This is a genomic window from Dickeya zeae NCPPB 2538 (assembly GCF_000406165.1).
Lineage (GTDB): Bacteria > Pseudomonadota > Gammaproteobacteria > Enterobacterales > Enterobacteriaceae > Dickeya > Dickeya zeae.
The window spans coordinates 532,470-544,989 of sequence record NZ_CM001977.1 but is presented as its reverse complement, the minus strand read 5'-3'; the positions used below and the strand labels follow the sequence as shown (position 1 = coordinate 544,989).

The following is a 12,520-nucleotide window of genomic DNA, read 5'->3' as shown; positions in this document are numbered from 1 at the left end:
AACCTGTCTCAATCACTCGCATCGTCTTATCTCCGCCAATCTCATCGACTCTCTCGACATCGTTTCCTCAGATAGCTATTACGTTTTAATACAATGTCACCACTCAACGACATTTATGCAGTATCCCTATCGCATTGCTCATGTCAGTGTTAAACGCCGGTTTGCGGGCCAACCTATTTTTCCGGAGCAACCGCTTTTTCAACCTCACCATTAAAAGCCCGAAAACGCTCAGCGTATGCCCCTTCACGTTCAGCAAACCGCAACGCACGGGCTCTGTCGACGACAACCTCATCGGCTTGTGGCTGCTGTGAGAGTAACGCCAGCGTTTCATCAATAAAATCAGGCAGCGGCATCGCCCGCGGATCATAGCCCTGCTCGCCTTGTAACCCGGTTTGCACCCAGGGAGGGATAATTTCGATGACCTGTACCGACGTCTGGCGAAGCTGACAGCGCAACGCCTCGGTGTAGGCATGCAACGCCGCTTTAGTGGCGCAATAGGTAGGGGTAATAGCCTGCGGCAAAAAAGCCAGTTCCGATGTCACATTCAGCACCGCCGCCTGCGGCTGACGCAGCAAGTGAGGTATCAACGCACCGGTTAACCACAACGGCCCAAGCAGGTTGGTCGATACCGTATCGGTGATCGACTGCGGATCCACCGCGGTCAGGTCTTCACGCCGTTGGATCCCCGCGTTATTGATTACCACATTGAGCGTGGGATGATCCTGTAGCAACTGAGCGACAAACGCACTGATAGCCTCAGGATCTCGCTGATCCAGCACCTGCCAGGCCATACCGGGAAAAGACGCCGCTGCCTGCTGCAATGTCGTCGCGTGTCGCCCGGCGATAATCACCTGATTACCCCGCTGATGAAACGCCGCCGCCAGCCCCAGCCCGATGCCTGACCCTCCGCCGGTGATCAGTATCGTATTTCCCGTCATGTTCATCGTGGTCGTTCCCTGTCGTGGTGGTGCCATCCGGCTCAGTGAAACAGAAAGGTGGTGATATCGTTATCCCGCAATTGATAAGACCCGGAGAAACAAAGCCCCTGCAGATAATCGGCAGACAGGTCAGTCAGCAATTGCAGCGTGAACGTTCGCTGCGTGGTATCCAGCCCGACCATGCGCACATCCAGAAAATCGAAGTAGCGCTTCACCTGTGGATACAGCGCTTTAAACAGGCTCTCTTTGGCCGAGAAACTCAGCGTCAGCATACTGGCGAAAGGAATGGGAGCGTGGGAATGCAGCCAGTCGTATTCCATCTCATCGGCGATGCCGGGCCACAGATTATCGGCACGCTCGCCGCTCATCCGGGTTTCAATATCCAGCCCAACGCACGTCATGTCCTGGTCACATCGATGCGCGGCACACAGCACGCTGTCAACGTTGTGACTCAGGGAACCGGCGATCCCCGCAGGCCACTGCGGCGAACGATCGGGCGCGCTGGTGAGTACATAGCCCTCCACCCCCAAACGTGACATGACGTTTTGCGCCAGATAACGCCCCGCCAGATATTCAGCCCGTCGTTTCAGCACCGAGCGGGCAATCTCCGCCGGAACAGGAATACCCGCCTGCGAGAACAGATCATCGCGATACGCCGACAACTCAAAATGACAGCGGGCACAATGTCCAGGGTAAGCGGCCGCACTTCCGGCCTGATAAACGGTCAACCATTCGATATTGTTAATAAATGAAGAAAGCATGTCACTGCACTCTGCAACCGGATATACGCCGTTAACTGTCTGGTTATCCGATAAATAAGCGATGTTTCATCAGCTTGAACGTGAACGCCCGCGGCAAAACACCGACTACGGTTACACCCGCGTCAAAGAGAAACCGGTAATAAAACCCGACTCCCAATCACTTCCCTTGATTAATAAGGGTCATTAAACCCATCCCTTATGCCGCCAAGTATAGCGTTAAGTCGCGTAATGTAGGCAATAAACGCCGATGCTGATCATTGCAGTGCAGGAAACAGTCGCTGTGTATTGGCAAGAAGGGTGTCCGCAATCACCTGCGGCGGCTCAGAACGCAGTTCACATAGCGTGTTGAACACATAAACCAAACGCTCCGGGCGATTCGGCTGCCCTTGAAATCCACACACCGGCATATCCGGCGCATCAGTCTCCAACAACAACCGGTCGAGCGGCAAGCGCGCGATCGCCTGACGCGTCTTGTTAGCGCGGGGATAGGTAATAGTGCCGCCAACGCCAATGTAGTAACCCAGACCAATAAACGTCATCGCCTGATCGTAACTCCCGGCAAAACCATGCACTACGCCAGTACAAGGAACCGGGTAGCGACGCAGCATTTGCGCCAGTTGGTCGTGGCTACGGCGGGAATGAAGAATAACCGGCAGGTCGTGGCGGGCAGCCAGCTTAAGTTGCGCGCCCAGAAACGCTTTCTGCCGCTCAAATTGAGGATCCGACATGTACAGATCCAGGCCGATTTCCCCCACCGCTACCAGACGAGACGAAGCCTGCTCAAGCGCGGACGCCAGCTCGGCCAGATGCGACTCCTGATGTCCGGCGATATACAACGGATGCAGCCCCAGTGCGGCGTAAAGCGCAGGCCAGCACTGACTGAGCGACAATACCCGTTCAAAATGTTCAGCCGCAACGGCAGGAATGATAAGACGGTGGACCCCGGCCTGCCCGGCTTGCGCCAGACTACCTGCGGCATCATCCGCAAACAGGGGAAAATCAAAGTGACAATGGGTATCAATAAACCCGACGGGCGTCACCATCGGGTCATCAGATATCGAATCAGTTAAAAAGGCAGTGGGCAACGGCTCTCTCTCAGTGCAGGCTGTCATGCCCTGAGGATACCTCGTCCTGCTCTTTTCCGTAATATTCCTGCATCACACCGGCCAGAAAATCGTGGTTTCCCGATACCCAGGCATCGTCGCTGTCCACATATTCTGCCCACAGTTCCCACAGGCATCCCTTCAACTGCTTCCATCTGCCCATCGCGACATCCAGATTCATCATGATGACCCCCAGCAAGCACAGAAAAAGTCAGATAAAAAACTACGCCGCCAGTGTGACGAAACAATATGACAAACGTGTGGACTTCGTTCGCTTATACCCCGGGGGTCACGTGTGTGGCTTAGGATTTCACCGCCAGCTCGTTCTTGACGCTCTTCACACCGCTGACCGCTTTAGCGATGGATTCCGCCCGTTCGGCTTGCGCCCGGTTGGCGACCTGGCCGGTCAGCAACACCACGCCATCCTGGGTTATCACCTTGATATGGCGGGAAGGCACGATGTCATCGGCCAGAAGTTTGGCTTTGATGGTGCTGGTGGTCAACGCATCGTCAGCATACCCGCCCACCGACTGCACCCCGCTGCCATCTTTAACCTGCAATTTATCGCTGACTGATTTCACCCCTTCAGTCTGGGCAGCAATTTTCACCGCACCAGTCGCCATCTGTTGGCTGGCAATGAACCCGCTGAGTGTCACCACCCCATCGTGGGTAGAAACGGAGATGTCATTGCTGTCGAGCGTTTCATCTTTCAGTAATGCGCTTTTGACTCTGGCAGTGAGCGTACTGTCATCCACATAATCTGTGGCTTGTTGTACGGAATTGTCGATGGTTTTACCGGCGGTCTGCGCGATACGCTGCGCCTGCTGCGCCAGCGTTTCCTGCTCAGCCTGCGCGTTGGCGCTCACCAGTACTATCGTCGTCAGCGAAAATACCGTCGCCAGCGAAAATGCAATCGTGGTCTTTTTCATCGCAACCTTCCTTATCGTTATCGCCTGTTTTACCGCAGGGGAACTCCCCTCAGGCCGGAACGATTCGCTACACGTCATCAGATTATTTATTCAAATAAACAAATAAAATAAAAATAACGAACCATTACTTTATGTATTAAAAGTCAAATACACCAGAAAAGTAACACCCCGTTAACTATAGACAATCGCAGGGAAAAACCCAGCACCGGATGGCCGACCGGTCGTGATTTCAGATTTGTCCGTGATGAGAGAAATGGCGGGAATACAGCAATAATACGATGATAATTAAGGAATAAAATAAAAAGCCCACTCCGGCTGGAGTGGGCTGAAAACCAGCGATTAATGCTCGCGGGTTTTATAGAACCTCACATCAGGATAACGTTCCTGAGCGAGGTTGAGGTTCACCATGGTTGGTGCGATATACGTGAGATTATCGCCGCCATCCAGCGCCAGGTTTGACTCGTTCTTACGTTTGAAATCCTCGAATTTCTTCACGTCGCCGCACTCAACCCAACGGGCGGTGGAAACGTTCACCGATTCGTACACCGCTTCTACGTTGTATTCGGTTTTCAGGCGGGCTACCACCACGTCAAACTGCAGCACCCCGACCGCACCCACGATCAAATCGTTGTTCATCAGCGGACGGAACACCTGCACCGCGCCCTCTTCGGACAACTGCACCAGCCCTTTGAGCAACTGCTTCTGCTTGAGCGGATCACGCAGGCGGATACGGCGGAACAGTTCCGGGGCGAAGTTGGGGATACCGGTGAATTTCAGATCTTCACCCTGAGTAAAGGTATCGCCAATCTGAATCGTGCCATGGTTATGCAAACCGATAATGTCACCCGGCCAGGCTTCCTCCACATGAGAGCGATCGCCTGCCATGAACGTCAGTGCATCAGAGATCACCACGTCTTTGCCGGTACGCACCTGACGCAGCTTCATCCCTTTTTCATAGCGGCCAGACACCACCCGCATGAACGCCACGCGGTCGCGATGTTTCGGGTCCATGTTGGCCTGAATCTTGAACACAAAACCGCTGAATTTCTCTTCATCGGCACTCACCACACGCGCGTCGGTCTTACGCGGCATCGGCGCAGGCGCCCAGGCCACCAAACCATCCAGCATGTGATCGACACCAAAGTTACCCAGCGCCGTACCGAAGAATACCGGCGTCAACTCCCCATTCAGGAACGCTTCTTGCTCGAATTCGTGCGATGCGCCTTTGACCAGTTCCAGCTCTTCACGCAATTGCGCCGCCAGATCGTCACCGACCGCCTGATCCAGTTCCGGGTTATCCAACCCTTTGACGATACGAACGGCCTGAATGGTATGACCCATACCGCTCTGGTAAAGATAGGTTTCGTCTTTGTACAGGTGGTAGACGCCTTTAAACAGCTTACCGCAGCCAATCGGCCAGGTAATCGGCGCACAGGCGATGTTCAGTTCGTTTTCTACCTCGTCCAGCAATTCCATAGGATCACGGATATCGCGGTCGAGTTTGTTCATAAAGGTCAGGATCGGCGTATCGCGCAGACGGGTCACTTCCATCAACTTACGGGTCCGATCCTCAACGCCTTTGGCGGCATCGATCACCATCAGACAGCAGTCGACAGCGGTCAGCGTGCGGTAGGTATCTTCAGAGAAGTCTTCGTGCCCCGGTGTATCGAGCAGGTTGACCAGACTTTCGCGATACGGGAACTGCATCACCGAGGTGGTAATCGAGATACCACGCTGTTTTTCCATCTCCATCCAGTCAGATTTAGCATGCTGGTTGGAGCCGCGCCCTTTTACCGTACCGGCAACCTGGATCGCCTGTCCGAACAGCAATACCTTTTCCGTAATGGTGGTTTTACCGGCGTCAGGGTGAGAGATAATAGCGAATGTCCGACGTTTCGAGACTTCGCGTGCGTATTCACTTGGAGACATGTTATTCAGGCTTCTTTAACAGTGAGGCGCAGACACCTCTACACGCAGAGATGTCGCACCAGACAAAATAGAAAATAAAGACAGATAAAGCTGTCTGATGCCAATCAATTAAGCCATCGGGGCTCGCGCTAAGCGCAGCCGCCCGGCTGAAAGATTCCTCTAAGCACGTTTACACGCGTTTTCCCCCACACAGGCTTAAGTGACAGGCATCGTAGTGACAGATGGATAAGCCGATCATTTTCTCCGATTTACTGGCGCGGCACAATCGCTCATCACGTAAACCCTGCATTCAACACATCGTTCTAAAAACACACCGTTCCAAATAACATTTGGATACATTTGTAAAGATCTGACTTACATTTACCGATAACAGACAGGCTAACGCTTACCGATTTAAAGGAGAGAGCATGAACCTGTCTGTTAACAGCATTACGGGATATAGCCAACCTCAGTCCCAGACCGCTACGCCGTCTGACACCCACACAGAATCGCGCGACCCCATTACCGGGAAAACCATCACGATGCCGACCAGCATCAAGGTTTCCGAAGAAACGCTGGCGCGCTGGCGTCAGGCCTCGTCATCCAGCAACACACTGAGCAAGGAAGAGCAGGAAAAACTGACGAATGCGATTCGCGATCTGCGCAATGAGGCGCTCTCCCGCACGTCTTCCGGTGTCAGTCTGGACAATCCGCTGTTCCGTGACCCTGTGACCGCCAGCGACGGGCTGACCTTCAGTAGTTGGGCAAACAACCTCAAAGCCGACAGCAATATCAGCAAAGAGGACCTCCTGACACTGGTTCACAACGTGCTGGCCTACGGTTTTGCCGAACAGCAAAGCGATACCACCAGCGCGATGCAACTGAGCGTGAAAAAAGCCGAGCTGACCGCTATCAAAGACAAGTACCTGAACAGCGACTACCAACAGCAGGCTCAGGCAGCCATCGACGCATTTGCCAACCAGAAAATCGCGGCACAAGACACCATCAATAAAGCCCTGATGGAAGGGGAATACCGCATTGGCCTCGAAACGGGCGATACCGCCCGCGCGGCATGGGCGCAAAGCCAGCTCCAGAAATACGACACCGGCACCAGCGACCTGCAGCTCAAACGCCAGCAGGTTTTTGCGCTGGCAAGCGGTAATGACGTCGACGGCTGGTTCGATCGTTTCCGCACGTATCTGCAACCCACCTCATCACCCAGCGACTGGGAGCAACACAACATCAATGCATTGCAGCAGCAATGGCAGCAGTTCCAGCAACGTCTGGGGTAATGCTGCGGTTATAACGGCGCTACAGCACAATCAGGGACCTACTGTCAGGGACCGATTCTCAGGGATCGATTATCAACGATCGGTGATTAGAGATTGATTGTGCTGTATTGCCCGAAATCCCCCGGAAATGCACCGGAATGGATGGAAAAAATCCCGCCTACTTCTTATGCTGCTACTCCCTGACCCGGTTTCCCCATCGCTCGCACCTGCCAAGGAGATAGCCATGCAAGACTGGAACCCTGAGCTTTACCTGCGTTTTGCCAATGAACGTACCCGTCCGGCCCTCGAACTGTTATCCCGTATTTCACATCCACATCCCACCAGCGTCACCGACTTAGGATGCGGCCCAGGCAACAGCACCGAGTTGTTGCATCAGGCGTGGCCGCAGGCGCAGGTCACCGGCGTGGATAACTCAGCCGCGATGTTGCAACAAGCGCAGCAACGCTTGCCGGGTTGTACATTCCAGCAGGCTGACATCGCCGACTGGCAACCAGATACCCCGCAAGACGTCATCTACGCTAACGCCTCGCTGCAATGGTTGACGGATCATGAGCGCCTGCTATCGGCGTTGGTGGCGCATCTGGCACCGGGTGGCGTACTGGCGGTGCAAATGCCAGACACATTGAGCCAGCCCACACACCAACTGATGCGTAGCGTCGCCGCCGCAGGGCCGTGGAGGGATCGATTTGGCGACATAGACCAGATCCGACACTCGCTGCTCAGCCCCGGGCAGTATTATGACGTGTTGGTCAGTCACGGTTGCGACGTGGATATCTGGCAGACCACCTACTATCACATCATGGGGGGAGCACAGGCGATTATCGAGTGGTTGAAAGGCACGGGCTTGCGCCCATTTCTGGCACCGTTGAACGCGCAGGAACAGCAGGACTTTTTGCAACGCTACCAGAGCTGCCTGCAAGCGGCTTACCCGACTCAGGCCGACGGCAACAGCCTGCTTATCTACCCGCGTCTGTTTATGGTGGCGACACGACGCCGGTAATCAATCGCTGTTTAGGGTTTGTGGGTTTTATCGCTATCCGGCACGGAAGCGCCGTCGTCATTCGCCGGTTCATCATCCTGCGACGAGGCATTCGCGGTCAGCAGGTAAGGCGACTGTTGCCAGCGGGAACGACGGTGCTGCAACAAGGTACGGGCCAGAATAATGCCAATGGCCAGCGCCATCATGATCATCAACCGCAGGATGTTAGTGGTGTTATCCACCTGACGGGCTTCCGTCGCCAGCACATGGGTATCCAGCGTGATGCGCAAAAAACCGATCGGGCCGTCTTTGGTGTTGAGCGGCTCCACCATCTGGTGGTTGAAGTAACTACCGGCACGGCTGCCATCGAGCGCCAGCCGGTCACGAACAGCCACCTGCTCACCTGACCGCGCCACCAGCGTGCCGTCCTGCTGGTACACGGCGGCATCCAGAATACGGCTGTGATCCGTCAACTGCTGCAACATCTCTTCAATTTTGCTGCTGTTATCGTTGTTACTCTCCAGCAACGGGGTCAGATTGAATGCCACCTGGCGTGTCAGCGTGCGCGCCAGCTCTTCTACCTGCTCGGAACGGGCCATCTGATGGCTGAGGCTGAAATAAGACGCGCCTTGCAATAAGACCACCAACAGCGCCAGACAGATCAGCACAATGGCTGTGCGATGTAAGCGAAATTTAATCCGGGCCCGAACCATGGGAATACCTGCGCGATTTGGATACTTTCATGTTGCCAGAAGCGTTAGCGATAGGATAGCTTGTTGCGTTAATTTGTGGCCGTCCACCCCGTCAATGCTCACTACCCGCAGGAAAGGATATTTAACCCATGTCGAACCGTTTGACCTATAGCGATCTGCCCGATGAGATCAACTGCTGGCCAAATTTACCCTTATCGTTGAGTGACGACGAGGTCATGCCGCTCGACTATCGCGCCGGTAACACCGGCTGGCTGATGTACGGCGATGTGCTCGACAAATATCTGCTATCCCGCATCCAGCGTCGTCTGGATGAACCGCTGGTAATAGTCAGTGCCTGGAGCGTGGACGACTATCAGGTGGTACGCCTGGCCGGTACCCTGACGCCTCGCATCACCAAGGTTGCCCATGAACTGGGTCTGGATGTCGCGCCGATGGGCGACAGGCCGAGTTTGCGCTCGCCCGGTCTGTTGGTGATGGACATGGATTCCACCGCCATTCAGATCGAATGTATCGATGAAATCGCCAAACTGGCCGGTACCGGCGAACAGGTCGCGGAAGTGACCGAGCGCGCCATGCGCGGCGAACTGGATTTTGCTGCCAGCCTGCGCCAGCGTGTCGGTACCCTGAAAGGCGCTGATGCCAATATTCTGCGACAGGTACGGGAAACACTGCCGCTGATGCCAGGCTTGAAAAACATGGTCAAGCAGTTACAAGAGGCTGGCTGGCACCTGGCTATCGCATCCGGCGGTTTCACCTATTTCGCCGACTACCTGCGTGACGAGCTCGGTCTGGTGGCGGCGGTCGCCAACGAAATGGGCATGCGCGACGGTAAACTGACCGGTGAAGTGGTCGGCCCCATCATCGATGCGAAATATAAAGCCGATACGCTGCAGCAACTGGCCGAGAAGCTGGCTATCCCGGCACACCAAACGGTCGCCATCGGCGACGGTGCCAATGACCTGCTGATGATTAAAGCCGCGGGGCTGGGCATCGCTTACCACGCCAAACCGAAAGTGAACCAGCAAAGTGCCGTCACTATCCGCCATGCGGACCTGACCGGCGTATTGTGTATTCTCAGTGGCAGCCTGCGACACGAAAAAAGCTGAACCGTATACCCGTTCACAGAGCAGTAAAGAGCAAGCGTAGTAAACAGGAGGGAATTCATGGCCAAAGCCGTCAAACGTGCTTTTGTCTGTAATGAATGCGGGGCTGACTACCCACGCTGGCAGGGGCAATGCAGCGCCTGCCACGCCTGGAACACCATCACCGAGGTGCGCCTGGCCGCCGCGACTTCCTCGTCACGCAGTGATCGCTTCTCCGGTTACGCCGGGGACAGCGGCAGTGTCAGCCGGGTGCAGAAACTCTCTGACATCAGCCTGGAGGCGCTGCCGCGTTTCTCCACCGGCTTTTTGGAGTTTGACCGGGTATTGGGCGGTGGCGTGGTCCCCGGCAGCGCCATTCTGATCGGCGGTAACCCGGGGGCGGGTAAAAGTACCCTGCTGCTGCAAACCCTGTGCAAATTGTCCGAACAGATGAAAACCCTGTACGTCACCGGCGAGGAATCTCTCCAGCAGGTGGCGATGCGCGCCCACCGCCTCGGTCTGCCCGCTCAACATATTAATATGCTGTCGGAAACCAGCATCGAGCAGATCTGCCTGATTGCCGAGCAGGAACAACCGAAGCTGATGGTGATCGACTCTATCCAGGTGATGCATCTGGCCGATATTCAATCGTCTCCCGGCAGCGTGGCGCAGGTGCGGGAAACCGCCGCCTACCTGACGCGCTTTGCGAAAACCCGTGGTGTTGCCATCATCATGGTCGGCCACGTCACCAAAGACGGCTCGCTGGCTGGCCCGAAGGTACTGGAACATTGTATTGACTGTTCGGTACTGCTCGATGGCGACGCCGACTCCCGTTTTCGCACGCTGCGCAGCCACAAAAACCGTTTTGGTGCCGTCAACGAACTGGGCGTATTCGCCATGACGGAACAGGGGCTGCGGGAAGTGAATAATCCATCCGCCATCTTCCTGAGCCGGGGTGATGAAATCACATCGGGCAGTTCCGTGATGGTGGTATGGGAAGGCACCCGACCGCTGCTGGTTGAGATTCAGGCACTGGTGGATCAATCGATGATGGCGAACCCGCGCCGGGTCGCCGTTGGGCTGGAACAAAACCGGCTGGCGATTCTGCTGGCCGTATTGCATCGCCACGGCGGGTTGCAGATGTCGGATCAGGACGTGTTCGTCAACGTGGTAGGTGGCGTCAAGGTCACAGAAACCAGCGCCGACCTGGCGTTGCTGTTATCGCTGGTGTCCAGCTTCCGCGACCGACCGCTGCCGCAGGATGTGGTGGTATTCGGTGAAGTTGGTCTGGCAGGAGAAATTCGCCCGGTGCCAAGCGGTCAGGAACGTATTATCGAAGCCGCCAAGCATGGGTTTAAACGCGCCATTGTGCCGTTTGCCAACATGCCGAAGAAACCACCCGCCAATATGCAGGTGATGGGCGCGAAAAAGCTATCGGACGCGCTGGCGATTCTGGATGATCTGTAATTTCCATTAGGCTTTACTTGCCGGAACAGTAATATGGCAGTGCGTTATCCGCCACATCGGAGTATCAGACCATGTCTCCCTACGATTACCTGAAAACAGCCATCAGACAAAAAGGCTGTACCCTGCAACAGGTCGCCGACGCCGCGGGTATGACCAAAGGCTATCTGAGCCAGTTGCTCAATGCCAAAATCAAAAGCCCCAGCGCGCAAAAGCTGGAATCGCTGCACCGTTTTCTGGGGCTGGAATTCCCCTATCAGCAAAAAAGTATCGGTGTGGTGTTTGGTAAGTTCTACCCGCTACACACCGGCCACATTTACCTGATTCAACGTGCCTGTAGTCAGGTAGACGAGCTGCACGTGATTCTTGGCTACGACGAGCCGCGCGATCGCCTGTTGTTTGAACACAGTTCCATGTCGCAGCAACCCACCGTCAGTGACCGTCTGCGCTGGTTGTTGCAAACCTTCAAGTACCAAAAAAATATCCATATTCATGCCTTCAACGAAGAGGGTATGGAACCCTATCCGCACGGCTGGGATGTGTGGAGCCGCGGCATCAAACAGTTTATGGCGGAAAAAGGTATCGACCCGCAATACGTCTATACCAGTGAAGAGCAGGACGCTGCGCAATACAAAGAGCACCTCGGTATCGACACCGTGCTGGTCGACCCGAAACGCTCGTTCATGAGCATCAGCGGCGCGCAGATCCGTCAGGATCCGTTTCGCTACTGGGAGTATATCCCTACCGAAGTGAAGCCATTTTTCGTGCGCACCGTGGCGATTCTGGGCGGGGAATCCAGCGGTAAGTCTACGCTGGTCAACAAGCTGGCGAATATCTTCAACACCACCAGCGCCTGGGAATACGGCCGTGACTACGTGTTCTCCCACCTGGGTGGCGATGAAATGGCGCTACAGTATTCCGATTACGACAAAATCGCGCTCGGTCAGGCTCAGTACATCGATTTTGCGGTGAAATTCGCCAATAAAGTGGCGTTTATCGACACCGACTTCATCACCACGCAGGCGTTTTGTAAAAAATACGAAGGCCGGGAACACCCGTTCGTGCAGGCGTTGATTGAAGAGTACCGCTTTGATCTGGTGATTTTACTGGAAAATAACACCCCGTGGGTGGCAGACGGCTTGCGCAGTCTCGGCAGCGCGGCGGATCGCAAAGCGTTCCAGGATGTGCTCAAAAACATGCTGGCAGAAAATAACGTGCCTTACGTTCATGTCACCGAATCCGACTACGACAGCCGCTTTCTGCGCTGCGTAGAACTGGTGCAACAGATGTTGGGGCATGACCGCCAGCCACCAATAATGACAGCGGCGAGCTAACCCCTCGCTGCCAGTCA

At 55.2% G+C, this 12,520-nt stretch carries 12 protein-coding genes; 5 read left to right on the top strand and 7 right to left on the bottom strand.

The genetic code is table 11. The features are described from left to right. Positions 1-173 precede the first annotated feature (173 nt). The 6 genes from DZE2538_RS02495 to prfC all read right to left on the bottom strand — a co-directional run bounded on the left by DZE2538_RS02495 (position 174) and on the right by prfC (position 5,660). Positions 174-944, bottom strand: coding sequence for an SDR family oxidoreductase (locus DZE2538_RS02495; RefSeq protein ID WP_038915507.1), 771 nt, complete (start codon positions 942-944; stop codon positions 174-176). A gap of 35 nt (positions 945-979) precedes the next feature. After that, a complete protein-coding gene (locus tag DZE2538_RS02490) occupies positions 980-1,699 on the bottom strand; it encodes a 4'-phosphopantetheinyl transferase family protein (protein ID WP_038915505.1) in 720 nt (239 codons plus the stop codon). A 254-nt stretch (positions 1,700-1,953) separates the two neighbouring features. Further along, entirely contained in the window at positions 1,954-2,742 is a 789-nt protein-coding gene (locus DZE2538_RS02485) for a TatD family hydrolase (protein ID WP_028085555.1), read from the bottom strand. Between the two features lie 52 nt (positions 2,743-2,794). Next, positions 2,795-2,983, bottom strand: a complete 189-nt coding sequence (locus tag DZE2538_RS02480) for a CsbD family protein (RefSeq protein ID WP_023638837.1) — start codon at positions 2,981-2,983, stop codon at positions 2,795-2,797. Between the two features lie 121 nt (positions 2,984-3,104). Next, the gene (gene osmY, locus DZE2538_RS02475; RefSeq protein ID WP_023638836.1) at positions 3,105-3,731 is read right to left on the bottom strand and encodes a molecular chaperone OsmY; all 627 of its coding nucleotides are present in this window, start codon (positions 3,729-3,731) and stop codon (positions 3,105-3,107) included. Between the two features lie 339 nt (positions 3,732-4,070). Then, the gene (gene prfC, locus DZE2538_RS02470; protein WP_038903223.1) at positions 4,071-5,660 is read right to left on the bottom strand and encodes a peptide chain release factor 3; all 1,590 of its coding nucleotides are present in this window, start codon (positions 5,658-5,660) and stop codon (positions 4,071-4,073) included. A gap of 407 nt (positions 5,661-6,067) precedes the next feature. On the opposite strand from prfC, the gene DZE2538_RS02465 reads away from it, so the two are divergent. Together DZE2538_RS02465 and tam are read left to right on the top strand one after the other, a co-directional pair. Then, positions 6,068-6,931: a hypothetical protein gene (locus DZE2538_RS02465; RefSeq protein WP_038915504.1), complete on the top strand. Its 864-nt coding sequence runs from the start codon at positions 6,068-6,070 to the stop codon at positions 6,929-6,931. A gap of 223 nt (positions 6,932-7,154) precedes the next feature. Further along, positions 7,155-7,931 carry a trans-aconitate 2-methyltransferase gene (gene tam / locus DZE2538_RS02460; RefSeq protein WP_038915503.1) on the top strand — a complete coding sequence of 259 codons (777 nt, stop codon included), beginning with the start codon at positions 7,155-7,157 and terminating at the stop codon, positions 7,929-7,931. Between the two features lie 11 nt (positions 7,932-7,942). Here tam and DZE2538_RS02455 read toward each other — a convergent pair whose 3' ends face one another. Continuing rightward, the gene (locus tag DZE2538_RS02455; protein WP_023638832.1) at positions 7,943-8,623 is read right to left on the bottom strand and encodes a YtjB family periplasmic protein; all 681 of its coding nucleotides are present in this window, start codon (positions 8,621-8,623) and stop codon (positions 7,943-7,945) included. A gap of 128 nt (positions 8,624-8,751) precedes the next feature. Between DZE2538_RS02455 and serB the strand changes: the two genes are divergently transcribed. From serB to nadR, 3 genes are all read left to right on the top strand, one after another. Beyond that, positions 8,752-9,729, top strand: a complete 978-nt coding sequence (gene serB / locus DZE2538_RS02450; RefSeq protein ID WP_012883233.1) for a phosphoserine phosphatase — start codon at positions 8,752-8,754, stop codon at positions 9,727-9,729. A 57-nt stretch (positions 9,730-9,786) separates the two neighbouring features. After that, positions 9,787-11,172, top strand: a complete 1,386-nt coding sequence (gene radA / locus DZE2538_RS02445) for a DNA repair protein RadA (RefSeq protein ID WP_019843714.1) — start codon at positions 9,787-9,789, stop codon at positions 11,170-11,172. 71 nt (positions 11,173-11,243) lie between these two features. After that, on the top strand, positions 11,244-12,503 hold the full coding sequence (gene nadR, locus DZE2538_RS02440) for a multifunctional transcriptional regulator/nicotinamide-nucleotide adenylyltransferase/ribosylnicotinamide kinase NadR (RefSeq protein ID WP_038915502.1): 1,260 nt from the start codon (positions 11,244-11,246) through the stop codon (positions 12,501-12,503). Positions 12,504-12,520 lie beyond the last annotated feature (17 nt).